The organism is Micromonospora sp. DH13 (assembly GCF_020873825.1).
Taxonomy (GTDB): Bacteria; Actinomycetota; Actinomycetes; order Mycobacteriales; family Micromonosporaceae; genus Micromonospora; species Micromonospora haikouensis.
In genome coordinates this window covers 187,526-201,552 of record NZ_JAHWGR010000008.1, presented here as the reverse complement: position 1 = coordinate 201,552, position 14,027 = coordinate 187,526, and the positions used below count along the sequence as shown (strand labels likewise).

13 protein-coding genes are annotated in these 14,027 nt (G+C 76.1%); 4 read left to right on the top strand and 9 right to left on the bottom strand.

All coding sequences use genetic code 11. The features are described 5' to 3' along the window. Positions 1 to 17: 17 nt before the first annotated feature. The 9 genes from LPA42_RS11035 to LPA42_RS10995 form a co-directional block, all read right to left on the bottom strand. Positions 18 to 1,463 carry a class I adenylate-forming enzyme family protein gene (locus LPA42_RS11035; protein WP_077937601.1) on the bottom strand — a complete coding sequence of 482 codons (1,446 nt, stop codon included), beginning with the start codon at positions 1,461 to 1,463 and terminating at the stop codon, positions 18 to 20. Next, a complete protein-coding gene (locus LPA42_RS11030; RefSeq protein ID WP_144082633.1) occupies positions 1,460 to 2,458 on the bottom strand; it encodes a beta-ketoacyl synthase N-terminal-like domain-containing protein in 999 nt (332 codons plus the stop codon). Before LPA42_RS11030 ends, LPA42_RS11035 begins: the two co-directional genes overlap by 4 nt. After that, positions 2,455 to 3,849, bottom strand: coding sequence for a beta-ketoacyl synthase N-terminal-like domain-containing protein (locus tag LPA42_RS11025; RefSeq protein ID WP_077937599.1), 1,395 nt, complete (start codon positions 3,847 to 3,849; stop codon positions 2,455 to 2,457). The genes LPA42_RS11030 and LPA42_RS11025 overlap by 4 nt, the downstream gene beginning before the upstream one ends. Then, entirely contained in the window at positions 3,842 to 5,080 is a 1,239-nt protein-coding gene (locus tag LPA42_RS11020; RefSeq protein WP_077937598.1) for an aspartate aminotransferase family protein, read from the bottom strand. Before LPA42_RS11020 ends, LPA42_RS11025 begins: the two co-directional genes overlap by 8 nt. Then, positions 5,077 to 6,132: a hypothetical protein gene (locus LPA42_RS11015; protein ID WP_144082632.1), complete on the bottom strand. Its 1,056-nt coding sequence runs from the start codon at positions 6,130 to 6,132 to the stop codon at positions 5,077 to 5,079. The genes LPA42_RS11020 and LPA42_RS11015 overlap by 4 nt, the downstream gene beginning before the upstream one ends. Further along, positions 6,125 to 6,376, bottom strand: a complete 252-nt coding sequence (locus tag LPA42_RS11010) for an acyl carrier protein (RefSeq protein ID WP_077937596.1) — start codon at positions 6,374 to 6,376, stop codon at positions 6,125 to 6,127. Before LPA42_RS11010 ends, LPA42_RS11015 begins: the two co-directional genes overlap by 8 nt. 1 nt (position 6,377) lies before the next feature. Further along, the gene (locus LPA42_RS11005; protein ID WP_077937595.1) at positions 6,378 to 7,499 is read right to left on the bottom strand and encodes a 3-dehydroquinate synthase II; all 1,122 of its coding nucleotides are present in this window, start codon (positions 7,497 to 7,499) and stop codon (positions 6,378 to 6,380) included. Between the two features lie 22 nt (positions 7,500 to 7,521). Beyond that, the gene (locus LPA42_RS11000; protein ID WP_077937594.1) at positions 7,522 to 8,289 is read right to left on the bottom strand and encodes a class I fructose-bisphosphate aldolase; all 768 of its coding nucleotides are present in this window, start codon (positions 8,287 to 8,289) and stop codon (positions 7,522 to 7,524) included. A 637-nt stretch (positions 8,290 to 8,926) separates the two neighbouring features. Next, a complete protein-coding gene (locus tag LPA42_RS10995; protein ID WP_198956551.1) occupies positions 8,927 to 9,550 on the bottom strand; it encodes a DUF2238 domain-containing protein in 624 nt (207 codons plus the stop codon). A gap of 283 nt (positions 9,551 to 9,833) precedes the next feature. Here LPA42_RS10995 and LPA42_RS10990 point away from each other — a divergent pair, with 283 nt between their 5' ends. The 4 genes from LPA42_RS10990 to LPA42_RS10975 all read left to right on the top strand — a co-directional run bounded on the left by LPA42_RS10990 (position 9,834) and on the right by LPA42_RS10975 (position 13,947). Beyond that, complete coding sequence (locus tag LPA42_RS10990) at positions 9,834 to 11,105, top strand: sensor histidine kinase (protein ID WP_077937593.1); 1,272 nt, start codon at positions 9,834 to 9,836, stop codon at positions 11,103 to 11,105. Next, the gene (locus tag LPA42_RS10985; protein WP_077937592.1) at positions 11,093 to 11,749 is read left to right on the top strand and encodes a response regulator transcription factor; all 657 of its coding nucleotides are present in this window, start codon (positions 11,093 to 11,095) and stop codon (positions 11,747 to 11,749) included. Before LPA42_RS10990 ends, LPA42_RS10985 begins: the two co-directional genes overlap by 13 nt. Before the next feature lie 402 nt (positions 11,750 to 12,151). Beyond that, positions 12,152 to 13,057, top strand: coding sequence for a hypothetical protein (locus LPA42_RS10980; protein ID WP_077937583.1), 906 nt, complete (start codon positions 12,152 to 12,154; stop codon positions 13,055 to 13,057). Continuing rightward, positions 13,054 to 13,947 carry a hypothetical protein gene (locus tag LPA42_RS10975; protein WP_077937582.1) on the top strand — a complete coding sequence of 298 codons (894 nt, stop codon included), beginning with the start codon at positions 13,054 to 13,056 and terminating at the stop codon, positions 13,945 to 13,947. Before LPA42_RS10980 ends, LPA42_RS10975 begins: the two co-directional genes overlap by 4 nt. Positions 13,948 to 14,027 lie beyond the last annotated feature (80 nt).

The following is a 14,027-nucleotide window of genomic DNA, read 5'->3' as shown; positions in this document are numbered from 1 at the left end:
CGGCCCGCCCGCGCGGGTCAGCGCCAGGTGCCGGCGGCCAGCCCGCGCAGCAGCTCGGAGCGCAGCAGCTTGCCGTTGACGTTGCGGGGCAGCCGGTCGACGACGACCACCCGGGCCGGCACCTTGTACGCGGCCATCCGCCCGTGCAGGAACGCGTACAGCGCCCGGTGGTCCAGCTCGCGGGCGGCCTCGACGAACGCCACGACCTCCTGCGCACCGCCGGGCCCCGGCGCGCCGACCACCGCGCAGTCCCGCACGGCCGGGAACGCCCGCAGCGCGTCCTCGACCTCGGCGGCCGGCACCTTGTTGCCGGCGACGTTGAGCGTGCCGCCCCGGCGGCCGAGCAGGTGTAGCCGCCCGTCGGCGTCGAGCCGGCCCACGTCGCCGGTCGGCTGGGGCCCGTGCCCGGCCGGCCCGGGGGGCGGCTCGGCGGCGTGGACGCGGGTCGGCGGGCCGGCGCAGGACACGAGGACGTCTCCGGGGCCGGACGCGGGGTCGACGGTCAGCGTCACCCCGGCGACCGGACGGCCGACGGAGCCGGCGACCGACTCGGTGTCGAGGGTCAGCATGCCGTGCTCGGAGGTGCCGTAGTGCTCGCCGATGCGCCAGCCCACCGCCTCCGCCCACCGCCGGCGGTCCTCAGGCGGCAGTGGCGCGCCCGCCGAGACGCAGAGCCGGGGCCGGTGCCGGGTGGCGAGGCCGGCGGTCGAGAACCACCGGTACAGCAGCGGCACGGACAGCAGCACCGCCACCCGGTGCCCGTCGACGGCGTCGGCCACCGTGCGCGGGCCCGGCCGCTGGTCCAGCGCCACGTACGTGCCGCCGGCGACCAGCGTCGTGACGATGCCGCCGCACAGGGCGTAGCTGTGGTGCGGCGGGGTCGTGCAGGCGACCACCTCGCCGGGGGCCAGCTCCAGCGCGGCGGCGAACGCCCGCGCGTTGGCCGTCACGGCCGGCCAGGGCCGCTCCACGCACTTCGGCCAGCCCTCGCTGCCCGACGTCGACAGCCCCAGCCCGGCGGGCCCGTCCCCGGCGGGGACCTCGGGCGGCCCGTGGTGGCCCGCGGCGGCGAGCCGGTCGGCGTCCCCGGCGACGGACCCGTCGAGCCCTGCGAACTCGGCGACCGTGAGCCCCTCGACCGTGAGCCGGTCGCCGTCGCCGGTGACGAGCCGGTCGGCGCGGAACAGCGACCGGGCCCGGTCCCGCTCGTCGTCGGCGGCCCGGGCGTCGCCGACGAGCAGCGGCACGTCCGCGATCGTGGCGGCCACGACCGTCACGGCGACGTCTGCCGCGCACCGCGCGACGGTGGCGGCCCGGCCGGTCAGCCCCGCCGCGAGCCCGTCCGCCCGCCGCAGCAGCTCGGCGTACGTCAGCGTCCGGTCGCCGGCGACCACCGCCGGGCGGTGCGGGTTCCTGCCCGCCACCTCGGCGAGCGCGTCCGCGAGGGTGGCCGGGCCGCTCATCGGGCGAGCACCACGTCCCACGCCCCGGGCCGACCGGCCACGACGACCACGACCCGGCCGGCGGCCTCCCCCTCGGCGGCGGTCTCCGTGCCGGGGGCGGTGGGCGGGGCGACCGCCTCGGCGAGGGCGCACACCGGCCCGACGGCCGGCGAGGACGCCCCACCGACCCACGTCCGGGCCCGGGGGAACGCCGCGCCGAACTCGGCGCGGGCGGCCTGCTGGACGGCGACGGTCGCGCCGCACAGCCGCACGTCGGCGACGGCGGCCGGGTCGACGCCGGCTGCGTCCAGCACGTCCGGCAGCGCCCGGCCGGACGCCACGCCCCGGGCCACCGACAGCCGGTGGCGGTCACCGGCGTCCCCGGTCGCCTCCCGGCCGAGCAGCACGGCCGCCACGTCGCCGAACTGGGCGTGGTGCGGCACCCCGAGCCGGTCCAGCGCCGCGTCCGCGAACGGGGTCAGCGCCTCGTACGCGCCGACCAGCACCGTGTCGGCCTGGCCGGTGGCCAGCCGGCGCACCGCGTGCAGGAGGGCCTGCATCCCGCCGTCGCGCCCGAGCAGCGTCGTCGCGGCGCCGCCGAGCCCGTAGGCCACCGCCGCCGCCGACACCAGCGAGTGCGGCGAGTAGTAGACGAACATCTCCGGCGCGAGCCACTTCGGCCCGGCCTCGTCGAGCTGCTCGTGCATGACCTCGCCGACGCGGGCCATGCCGTAGAGGGTGCCCACCGCGACCTCGGTCTCCCGGCGGGCGGCGGCGTCCAGCCCACCGGCCGCCACGACCCGGCCGACGACGTCGGTGAACCGGTCGACCACGACGCGGGTCAGGTCGGGCTCGGCGGGCCAGCCGTCGCGCCCCCGGGCCCGGTTGCGCGCCGCCTCGTCGAGGGCGAACCGGTCGCTGCCGCCGGCCGCCAGCCGCACCGTCGTCACGGTCGCCGCGCCGACCGCCGCCGTGTGCACGCCCGCTCCCGTGCCCACCCCGGCTCCCGTGCTCACGCCCGCTCCCAGACGACCGCCGTGTTGACGCCGCCCAGGCCGCAGGAGACGGAGACGGCCGACCGGGCGTCGACAAGCTCCCGGGGCTTGGTCACGATGTCGTACTCCCTCCACTGCGGGTCGACGGGCTCGGCCGCCGTCGTCGGGGTCAGCGTCCCGTGCCGCAGCGCCAGCAGGCACGCCAGCGACTCGATGACCCCGGCCGCGCCCTGGCAGTGCCAGAGCAGACCCTTCACGCTGTTGATCGGTAGCGTCCGGACCCGGTCGCCGAAGACGTCCGCGAGCGCCCGCATCTCGGCCACGTCGCCGAGCTTGGTGCCGGGGCCGTGGGCGTTGACGAACGAGACGTCGCCCGGCGCGAGGGCCGCGGCGGCCAGCGCGCGGCGCAGCGCCAGCTCGATCCCGGCGGACTCGGGGGCCGCCATGTGGGTGGTGAAGCTGCTCGCCCCGTAGCCGGCCAGCCGGCCGAGGACGGCGTCGTCGCCGGGGGACGGCCGGCGCAGCAGGCAGGCGGCGGCGGCCTCGGACAACGCGATGCCCCGCCGCGCCTCGTGGAACGGCTGGCAGCCGTCCACGCCGAGCGTGCGCAGGGCGGCCAGGCCGTGGAACGCGGACTTCGACACCGTGTCCGCGCCGACGACGAGCGCCTCCTCGGCGTCGCCGGCGAGCAGCAGGTCGCGGGCGTACCCGAGGGCCACCGCCCCGGAGGCCGACGCGCTGCCCACGGTGACGGCCGCGCCGAGGCCGAGCTGCTCGGCGGCGCGTTCGGCGACCCACCCGGCCAGCGCCGCCCGGTCGTCGCCCGCCCCGGCGAGGGCGTGGCCGAGGGCGTTGCCGCCGGTGTCGGTGGTGCCGACGACGAGCGTGACGCCGGCCCGCCGGCCCGGGTCCAGGCCGTCGAGCGCCTCCCCGGCGGCCAGGCAGACCAGGTCGAGCAGGCGGTCCGGGGCCACCACGTCGGCGGCGGACGCGCCGGCCACCGCGCCGGCCCGGTGGCCGCGCGCAGCGTCGTACGGCATGGGCAGCCGATGCGCCCGCTCGGCCAGCAGGCCGTCCCACAGGGCCGGCACGCCGTGGCCGGTGGGCGCCACCACGCCCATCCCGACCACGTCGAGCCGGCCGCCGGTGCGGCCCTCCGGGCGGTCGGCGGCGACGGCCGCGGCGGCGAGGGACGCGACCGACGCCGCCGGGTCGAGCACGGCGTCGTCTCCGATGGTGAGGTCCCACCGCTGGTGCAGCTCGGCGGCGACGGTGATCAGGGTGACCGAGTCGACGCCGAGGACGGCCAGCGGCTCGTCGTCGCCAAGGCCGTCGACCTGCGCCGGGTCGCGGTAGCGGGCCAGCAGCTCGCGGACGCGGTGGACGACCTGCGGCCGGCCCGGTTCAGCCATGGGCGGCCGCCTCGGCGGCGCGGAAGCCGGACGCGGTCGCCTCCAGCGCGGCGTCGACGTCCTCGTCGGTCATGGCACCGCAGACGTACCAGTGGTGGTTGGGGTGCAGCAGCAGGCCCCGCCGGGTCGTCTCGGTGTAGAACGCGTCGTGCGCCCGGCCGCGCGCCGCCTCGTCGGGGTCGGTGAACCGCAGGAACGGCATCTGCGGCACCCCCAGCACCCGGCCGGGCAGGCCGTGCTCGGCGAACTGCTTGGCCAGCCCCGCCTGGAGCCGCTCGCCGAGGCGCTCGACGTGCGTGAGGATCGCACCGTCGCGCAGCTGGCTGATGGTGGCCACCGCCGCCGCCATCTCGGCGCCGTTGACGTGGAACGTCGAGCTGATGTGCACCTCGCCGACGGCCCGCATCACCTCCTCGCGGCCCACCAGGGCGGAGATCGGGTAGCCGTTGGCCATGGCCTTGCTGAACGTCACCAGGTCGGCCTGGACGCCGTAGCGCTCCTGCGCGCCGCCGGGGGCCATCCGGAAGCCGGAGCGCATCTCGTCCAGGACGAACAGCGCGCCGTGCTCGTGGGCCAGCTCCGCCGCGCCGGCCAGGAAGCCGGGGGCCGGCGGGTCCACCTCGAAGGGCATCATCAGCAGGCAGGCGACCTCGCCGGGGTGGCGCTCGAACGCGGCCCGCAGGCTGTCCAGGTCGTTGTAGTCGAAGCTGTCCACCACGGCCTGGGCCTCGGTGGGCACCCCGCCGGGGCGGGTGGCGCACCAGTCGTGCCAGCCGTTGTAGCCCCAGCGGATCACCCGCGTCCGCCCGGTGTGCACGCGGCTGAGCCGGACGGCGGCGCTGGTGGCGTCGGAGCCGGTCTTGAGCAGGAAGACCTTCTCGGCGTGCGGGATCACCGCCGTCAGCAGCTCCGCCAGCTCCACCTGGACCCGCTTGCGCAGCGTGATGGCGAAGCCGTCGCGGATCTCCCGCAGGACCGCCTCGGTGACCACCGGGTCGGCGTGCCCGAGGATGATCGTGCCGTAGGCGAGGATCAGGTCGAGGTAGCGGTTGCCGTCGACGTCCCAGATGTGCGCGCCGCTGGCGCGCTCGCCGTACAGCGGGTACGCCCCGTCGACGAGGCGGTCGCGGGCCAGGACGTAGCCCTCGTAGGCGAGGGTGGCGTCGACCGCCACGGCGCGCCGCCGCAGCGCCTGGGACTCGCTCAGGTCGAGTGGGCCTTCTCCGGTCATCGGTTCCTCTCCTCGTCGCGGTGCTGGTCGGCGGGCGCGACCCGGTCGGCGTAGCACCACGCCTGGTTGCGCACGATCCGCCGCCAGACGCCCTCGTCGTCGCCGGTGGCATCGGGGTCCGGCGTCGGCAGGTCGAGCTGGCGGTGCAGCTCGTCGCCGAGCCGGGCCAGCGTCGCCTCGCACGCCTCGAAGACGGCGAGCACCGGGGCGTACACGGAGGTGTCGTCGGCCTGCGCGCCCGCCCAGCGGTGCGCGCCGATGAGGGTCCGGCCGAGCTTCTGCGCCGCGCGGGACGCGGCGAGCAGCTCGGTGGCCAGCGCCGGATACGCCTGCTCGACGGCCAGCGCGGTGAGGAACAGCGACGGCTGGACCGCGCCGAGCACGACCACGTGCAGGGCCCGGGCGGCGGGCCCGGTGAGGCCGTCGCGCCGCCAGCGCCGGGCGACGGCGCGCAGCGCCGGCAGGTCCTCGGCCAGCGCCACGGCGGTCGGCTCCAGCAGCGTGGCGCGCAGCGCGGCGGCGTCGTCGTGGGGCGGGGTGAAGTGCGCGGTGGCGAACCGGCAGCAGCCCCGGACCACGTCGGGGGTGACCGGGATCCGGCGGCGGTACCCGTCGGCCGGCGGCGCGTCGGTGTCCAGCACCTCCAGCACCTCGCCGTCGTACGCCACGGCGAGCACCATGTGGTCGAGGAAGTGCGCGACCCCCTCGAACTCGTCGCCGGGCCAGTAGTAGCGGTCCGGCATCAGCACGCACGGGGTGCCCGCGGCGACCAGCGCGGTGAACTCGTCCCAGTGCTCGTGGCCGTCGACCGCGTTGCGCCAGTCCAGCCGGCCGTGCCGGAACCAGGAGGACTTGCGCCGGTCGCCGCGCAGGTCCAGCGGCACGGCGAGGGCCTGGGCGATCTCCCGGTTGTCGAAGCCCTCGGCCCGCAGCGCCGACTCGACGCAGCGCAGCAGGCAGCTCAGCCCGTCCAGGGGGCCGTCGTCCCAGCCCAGCGACAGCCCCGGGTCCATGACCGGGGGGCGGCGGGTCCGCGTCGCGCCCTCAGCCATTGATCCGCGCGTCGATCGCCTTGGCCAGGTCGCCCACCGTGACGTACCGGCTCAGCTCGAAGTCCTCGTCGGCGAAGTCGGCGTCGTGCTGGCGCTCGAAGTGCGACATCAGGTACGCCATGTCGATCGAGTCGACCGCCAGGTCGAGCAGCCGGTCGTCGGGGCCGATCGAGTCGACCGGGTTGCCCTGGCGGCGCAGCAGCAGCGCGACGAGCTGGTCGAGGGTGCTGTCGGCGTCGGTCATCTCAGTTCTCCTTGATCGATTCGCTGACCGGGATGCCCACGTGGCGGCCGGGCACGGCGGAGATCGCCAGCATCCGGTCGCCGACGGCGATGGCGGTGCAGTTGGTCACCGCGCCGGCCGCGTCGAACAGCCGCACGTGCCAGTCGTCCTGCACGATGGTGTTGATCGTCGAGTCGCCGATGCGGCACTCGATCAGGCGCAGCGGACGCATCTCGGTCTTGATCCGGCCGACCAGGACGGGACGGGCGCGCCCGGCGGTGTTCACGGCGAGGACCTGCTCGCCGGCGCTGAGGTCGGTGATGTACGCGGTGCGCCCGGCCGGCGTCCACACGTAGGAGTGCACCGCGCCGGCGTTGACCCGGAAGGGCCGCAGGTTCATGTACGGCAGGTAGTGCACCTCGGCGCAGACCAGCAGCCCGCCCGAGGAGGTCGAGCCGACCAGGATCCCCTCGTCGGGCTCGAACAGGTCGGTCGTGTCCACGCAGCCGCGCATGCCCATGCCGATGGACCGCACCGCCGTCACCTCGGCCTCGACCAGGTCGAGCTGCTCCGTGCGCCGCTCCAGCAGCTCCCGGGCCAGCCGCACCACCTCCCCGGGGGTGGAGACGCGCAGCAGCATCGCGTCCGGGCCGTGCTGGAGCACCCCGCGGGTGACCAGAGCGTCCACGGAGTTGTGCACGCGCTTGACGACCGTGGTGCGCTGCGACTGGGCCTCGGCGACGATCAGCTCCAGCGGGATGTTCGTCTCGTCGGCGAAGCTGACCAGCAGCACGTCGACGTGGCCGAGGGCCGCCACGGCCTCCTGCATCGTCTCGGCGTCGGTGACGTCGATCCAGCGCCCCCGCCGCCAGCGGCCCCCGTGCGGCACGGCGGCGAGGGTGGCGTGGTCGGCGGCGATGACGGTCAGCGACCGGGCCGGGTCGAGCTTGTCGAGCTGGGCCGGCTCGGTGACGAGCACCGCCACCTCGACCCGGTCGGGCAGGGCGGTGTCGGGCACCGCGTCCGGCGGGACCATGACGCCCCGCACGGGCGCCTGGACGACCGCCGCCACCATGTCGGGCAGGCCCTCGCGCAGGTGCGACAGGTCGCACCAGAGCGGGATCAACGCGTCACTGTCGGACACGGTCGTGCCTCCTTCGTCGGGGTCAGCCGGGGTTGTTGGCGTGCACCAGCGCGTGCAGGTCCGCGAGGGCCGCCTCGGGCGCGGCGTGCTGCTGCACCTTGCGCCCGATGCAGACGCCCGCCGCGCCCGCCGACAGGGCGTCCTTGACGTCGAGCAGGACGTCCTCCCAGGAGTCGGACGGCTCGCCGCCGGCCATCACGACCGGGGCGAAGCAGCCGTCGACGACCGTGGCGAACGAGTCGGCGGAGCCGGTGTAGGGGACCTTGACGATGTCGCTGCCCAGCTCGGCCGCGGCGCGGGCGGCGTGGGCGATCTTCTCCGGAGCGGCGGTGGGGTCGACGCCGGCGACGTACACCATCGCCAGCAGTGGCATGCCCCACTGGGCGCACGCGCCGGCGAGTTGCGCGAGGTCGTGCAGCATGTCGGTCTCCTCGGGCACGCCGAAGGTGACCTGCGCCGACACGGCGTCGGCGCCCACCCGGACGGCCTCGACGACGTCGCCGGTGAGCGTCTTGACGTGGCCCCGGCCCGACAGGGCGGTGCCGGCGGAGAGGTGCATGACGACGCCCGTGGACCGGGCCACCTCCGCCGGCACCCGCCGCAGCACCCCCCGGTGGCCGATGATGCCGTTCGGCGCCCCCGCCAGCAGCCGGACGAGTTGGGAGTCGATCGCGTCCAGCCCGGCGATCGGACCCATCGTCACGGGTTGGTCGATCGGCATGAGCACGGTGCGTCCACTGGTCGGACCCCACAGCCGCCGCAGCCGCCGCTCACGACCCGTTGACTCCATGTGTGCCTCCTTCAGGCGGACGATGACCCGGACCCGGGCGACCGCGGACTCGCGTGGTTGGCCAGGACGTGCGCGAACGGGCCGGCCGTGGACGCACGGCCACCCGGGACGGGACCTCGCCCGACCGCCCGGGGGGCACCCGCTCAGGGGGCCGGCACGGCCGGGTCAGGTGTCGGGGCCGGGGTCACCGGCAGACGGCGTGGGCCGCGACTTCGCCATTCCCCCGTGTACGTCAGCATCGTGGGTAGCCAACCGCCCGTCGTATCCGATTCGAGTCGCCGCCACATCCGCAAAGCCCAGCAAGCATTGTGGGACATTTGCCGGCGTCAGTGTAGCGAGGATCAGGACGCGGGACACCCCTTAGTCTCGACCCCTAACATCGCCCCGTCCGCCGCGACGCGACACAGCGGTCGGCAGATCGACGCCGATCACGCGCAGCCACTGCCGGACGATGGGCCGGAACCCGCTCCCACGTGCCCATACGCCCGGCAGAGCCGCGCGCCGCCGCCAGCAGGTCGCGCTGTAGGGAGCACGCCGACCAGCCGAGCCGCGACATTTGTCGACATGACGGATGTCAATGACAGCGGTAGCCTGGGCAACGCCGGTAAACCATTCGTCCGCACACCTGCGGCGCGGTTCAGTCGCGCGCTGCCGACGGCGGAAGCTGCCGGTCGTGCAGCCGGCTGAGCAGGGCCAGCGACGTGATTGCGCCGAGCAGCGCCAGGAACATGTCCCACTGGGTGTCCCAGACGTCCCCCTGGGTGGCGAGGAAGTCGTCGGCGGCCGAGCCGCCGGCCACCGCCGCCCACCACTCGATCATCTCGAAGAAGGCGCTGAAGGCCAGGCAGGCGCAGACCACGAGCGGGGCGAGCCAGCGGCTGCCCCGCAGCGGGGAGCGGCGGACCAGGATCTCCCGGACCAGGATGGCCGGCACGAAGCCCTGCGCGAAGTGCCCGAGCCGGTCGTACGGGTTGCGGGACAGGTCGAACAGGTCACGCACCCAGTCGCCCAGCGGGGTGCGCGCGTACGTCCAGTGCCCGCCGGCGATGAGGATCAGCGCGTGGACCGCGAGCAGGCAGCACAGCAGCGTGCTCAGCGGGAAGCGCCGCCAGGTGAGCAGCACCACCGGCACGCCCACGATCACCCACACCGTCTCCAGCAGCCAGGTGAGCCGGTCGTACGGGCGGATGCCGGACGCCACCAGCGCCACCAGGACGAGGGCCAGCAGTGCCGGGGGGAGGACCGCGCGCGCTCGGGACACCGACGACCGCCTGTTCGGTTGTGCCAGGCCGGCAGCCGCCGGTCGGTCGCCGACGATATCCCCCGCTGATCGGGCAGTCAGCGGCAGGGCGGGCGCGCCGAGGAGTACATCGACTGGTCCGGCACCGGCGTCCTCGCCCCGGCGCAGCCGGACGCCACCGGGCCGGCCCATCCCGCCAGGCGGGCGGATCCGGTACAGCAGGCACTACTTTCCGGCCCCGGCGGTGCCGCCGGCCCGCCGCGGTGCCCTACTGTCGCTGCTGTCCCGCGGGGAGGAGGCGACGATGGCGTCGGACGAGCACGCCCGGCCCGGCCCGGCTGCCGGTCGCCGGTGGCCGCCCTCGGCCCGGGTCCGCGTCAGCCTGGACGCGTTGGAGCGCCTCGTCGGCGGACTCGGCACCGCCGTCCTCGCCCTGTCCGCCCTGGCCCTGCTGACGGTCACGGCGCTGGCCTGCCTGGTCGGCGTCGGCCTACCGGCGGTGCCGTACGCGCTGCGGGCGCTGCGCCTGGTCGCCGACCGGGAACGCGACCGGCTGTCGCGCACCGGCCCGGTCATCGCCGCCGGGCTGCCGGCGCCGGAGACCCTGCGGTCCGCCGTGGCCGACCCGGCCGTCCGGCGGGAGGCGCGCTGGCTGGTCACGCACGCCACCCTGGGGCTGTTCCTCGGCCTGCTCGGCCTGACGCTGCCGATCAACGTGCTGCGCGACGGCACGTTCCCACTGTGGTGGCGGCTGCTCCCGGCCGGCGAGGCGACCTCGGCGCTGGGCTTCCCCGTCGTGACCGACACCGCCGGGGCGCTCGGGGTCGGTCTGTTCGGCCTCGGCTGGCTGGCCCTCGTCGGCTACGCCACGCCCGCCCTGGCCCGCCTCCAGGAGCTGCCCGGCCGCCGGCTGCTCCCGCCCGACCCGGGTGCCGACCTGGTGCTGCGCGTCGCCGAGCTGACCGCGACGCGGGCCGCCGCGCTCGACGCCCACGCCGCCGAGCTGCGGCGCATCGAGCGGGCCCTGCACGACGGCACGCAGAACCGCATCGTCGGCGTCACCGTGCTGCTCGGCGCGGCCCGCCGGGCGGTGGCCCGCGACCCGGCCGACGCCGACGCGCTCCTGGAGCGGGCGCAGCGGGCCGCCGAGGACGCCCTCGCCGAGCTGCGCGCGGTCGTCCGTGGCATCCTGCCGCCCGTGCTCACCGACCGCAGCCTGCCCGACGCGCTGCTGTCGCTGGCCGCCACCTGCCCCGTCCCGGCCCGCGTCGACGCGGACGTGCCCGGCCGGTGCGCCGCGTCGGTGGAGGCCACCGCATACTTCGTGGCCGCCGAGGCGCTGACCAACGTCGCCCGGCACAGCGGGGCGCGACGGGCCACGGTGACCGTGCGCCGCGCCGGCGACCGGCTGCGCGTGACGATCGTCGACGACGGTCGCGGCGGCGCGGACGAGCGCGCCGGGTCGGGGCTGTCCGGCATCCGGCGGCGGGCCGAGGCACACGACGGGAAACTGACCCTGACCAGCCCGCCGGGCGGTCCGACCACTGTGGAGGTGGACCTGCCGTGCGGATCGTGATCGCCGAGGACGACGCGCTGCTGCGCGAGGGGCTGGCGCTGCTGCTGCGCGCCGAGTCGCTGGACGTCGTCGCCACCGCCGACAACCCGACCACGTTCCTGGCCGCCGTCGACGCGCACTCCCCCGACGTGGCGATCGTCGACGTGCGGATGCCGCCCACCCACACCGACGAGGGGATCGTCGCCGCCGTCGAGGCCCGCCGCCGGCAGCCCGGCCTCGCCGTCCTGGTGCTCTCCGCGTACGTCGAGCAGGCGTTCGCCACCGACCTGCTCGCCCGGGGCGGCGCCGGGCTCGGCTACCTGCTCAAGGAGCGGGTGGGCCGGGTGGAGGAGTTCCTGGTCGCCCTGCGCCGGGTGGCCGGGGGCGGCACGGCCATCGACCCGGACGTGGTCGCCCAGTTGCTGGTCCGCAGCCGGCCCGACACCCGGCTGGACCGGCTCAGCCCCCGCGAACGCGACGTGCTCGCGCTGATGGCCGAAGGGCTGGGCAATGCGGCCATCGCGGAGCGGCTCTTCGTCACCGACGGGGCCGTGCACAAGCACATCCGCAGCATCTTCGCCAAGCTCGACCTCGCGCCCACCGACCGCACGGACCGCCGCGTCGCCGCCGTCCTGCACTACCTCAACACCCCCACCCCCACCTGACCCACCCACCCCGCACCCCGCCCCGCGCCGGTGATCAAGAGGTTTGTGTCAGGCCGAAGATCAAACTTGACGCAAACCTCTTGATCACCGCCGTCGGCGCGGTCCACGGGCGCGGCGCGGGCGGCGGTGGGTGTTCGTGGGTGGCACGGGGGGTGGGGTTGTCGCGGTTATTACGATGAGTGCTCGTCGATATCGCGCTTCGGGGGGATTCGCGTGTCATCTTCCGGATCCGGAGGAAGGCGGGGCCGGCGCAGGCCACGGGTGCCACAGCCGACGGACACGCCGAAAGGCTCGCCGGCGGGCACGCCGACGGGCCCCCGGGAGCCCGGCCCGGCCAGCCCTCCGCAGCCGCCGCCGACACCGGCGTCCGGGGCCGGACGGGCGGCCCCCGAGAGCGGCCCGATGACGCCCGGGGCCACGCCGGAGCACGCCACGGAGCAGACCGAGGGGCCGCCGGCCCAGTTCTCCCGCCGCGCCGTGCTGTGGGCGGCCGGCGGCGGCCTGGCCAGCGCGGTCGTCGGCGCGGTGGTCGCCGAGGTGGCCAGCCGGCTCACCTCCTCAGACCAGGCGGTGCGCGACGACCGGGCGGTCGAGGCGGCGAAGCAGTCGGCCGCGCAGCAGAAGCCGCCCCTGTCCGTCAACGCCTACTACTACGACCGCTCCGACGACTCCGGGGTCTGCCTGTTCCCGGTGCCGCTGACCGGCGAGCAGCGGCACCGGCTGCTCGACCTGCCGAGGACCCCGACCACCGTGACCGACCTGGCCGCCACGGGCGACGGCGTCGACACCGTGTACCCGGGCGACCCGCGGCACCCGTACCGGCTGTTCACCCGGGTCCGGCTGTCGGTGGTCGGCCAGTGGACCGGCCCGGTGTTCGTGACCCAGATCCGGGCCCGGGTGCAGCGGCGCTCCGCGCCGCTGTCCGGCGCGTACGTGCTGGAGGGGGGCCAGGGCGGCGGGGAGCCGCTGAAGGTCGGCTTCGACCTGGACGAGCCGGACAGCATCGCGCGGGTCGTCACGAGGAAGCTCGAACTCGGTGCGGCGTACGTGGACGGGCACTCGCTGACGTTGTCGCCGGGCGAGCCGCTCACCGTGGACGTGCAGGCGCAGACGGACCGGTCGTACTGCGAGTGGGTCATCGAGCTGGACGTCGACCTCGGCGGCGAACGGCGGGTGCTCACCGTCGACGACGACGGCCGGCCGTTCCGCAGCAGCAGCCTCGCCCGCCAATACCAGGAGCGGTACCACGCGAAGCTCACGGGCGGCTGGGGGGCCGACGGCCCCGGGCCCTTCGAGTTCCGGATATGAGCGCCGGTCGGCCGCTGGTCCGGGTCGTCGCCATCGGGGTGCTGCCGGCGGTGCTGGCCTTCGCCGCGGTCTACGCGCTGCGCTCGGGCGACGGCGACGGCGACGGCGGCAGCGACCGGGCCAGGCCAGCCCGCACCGCGGCCACCGGCGGTCCGCCCGCCCCTGCGGGCGCGAGCGGGCAACCTGCCGGCTCGACAGGTCCGGCAGGGGCCGTCGAGCTGGCCGCCACGCTCTCCGGCACCGCGTACAGCACCGAGCTGACGTTCGAGGTGCCGGAGGCGCGGGCGCGGGTCAGCCCGCCGGAGTGGGTGCGCGACTGTGTCCGGTTCGCGGCGTGGGCGCGGGACAACGGGGGCGTACCGGTCGGCCCCGAGCCCGTCCACACGCTGACGCTGCGGGCCCGGCGCAGCGTGGACGTGCAGGTCGCCGCCGTCCGGGCGGTGCCGGTCGCGCAGGTGGACCGCGCCGGCGAGCAGGGGCCGTGGGTCGAGCTGGCCTGCCGCGACGGCGTCGCCTCCCCCGCCGCGTCCCCGCCCGGCCGGTGGCGCGGCGGCGGGATGCCGCACCCCCTCGCCGCCGGGCAGACCCTGGAGGTCCCGGTCGAGCTCGACGGGCTCGACGAGTCGGGCGGCCCCGTCGACCCGTTCCCGGGCGGCGTGTCCGACTACCGGCTGCGGGTCGAGCTGGAGGTCGACGGGGTGCCGCAGACCTACAACCTGCGCGACGGGGACCGGGATTTCCGGTGCTGCGGGCGCATCACCTACATGGGCTACCAAGCTGCCCGGTACGAGTGGACCCTCGCCCCCGCCCGCGCGCTGCGGTACTGCGCCGAGCTGCGGTACACCGGCAAGCCGCCGCCGCGCACGTGCGGGCCCCGCGCGCCGGCCTGACCGGGTCGACGCGGGACGGACGCACGCCGACCCCGCGAGGCACGCCGACCGGGCGGGCACCCGCCGACCGGGCGAGACAC

Excerpts from the sequence above, each read along its gene's own strand:
- LPA42_RS11035 (WP_077937601.1), bottom strand. The coding sequence starts at position 1,463 with ATGAGCGGCCCGGCCACCCTCGCGGACGCGCTCGCCGAGGTGGCGGGC.
- LPA42_RS11025 (WP_077937599.1), bottom strand. The coding sequence starts at position 3,849 with ATGGCTGAACCGGGCCGGCCGCAGGTCGTCCACCGCGTCCGCGAGCTG.
- LPA42_RS11020 (WP_077937598.1), bottom strand. The coding sequence starts at position 5,080 with ATGACCGGAGAAGGCCCACTCGACCTGAGCGAGTCCCAGGCGCTGCGG.
- LPA42_RS11015 (WP_144082632.1), bottom strand. The coding sequence starts at position 6,132 with ATGGCTGAGGGCGCGACGCGGACCCGCCGCCCCCCGGTCATGGACCCG.
- LPA42_RS11010 (WP_077937596.1), bottom strand. The coding sequence starts at position 6,376 with ATGACCGACGCCGACAGCACCCTCGACCAGCTCGTCGCGCTGCTGCTG.
- LPA42_RS11000 (WP_077937594.1), bottom strand. The coding sequence starts at position 8,289 with ATGGAGTCAACGGGTCGTGAGCGGCGGCTGCGGCGGCTGTGGGGTCCG.
- LPA42_RS10990 (WP_077937593.1), top strand. The coding sequence starts at position 9,834 with ATGGCGTCGGACGAGCACGCCCGGCCCGGCCCGGCTGCCGGTCGCCGG.
- LPA42_RS10980 (WP_077937583.1), top strand. The coding sequence starts at position 12,152 with ATGACGCCCGGGGCCACGCCGGAGCACGCCACGGAGCAGACCGAGGGG.
- LPA42_RS10975 (WP_077937582.1), top strand. The coding sequence starts at position 13,054 with ATGAGCGCCGGTCGGCCGCTGGTCCGGGTCGTCGCCATCGGGGTGCTG.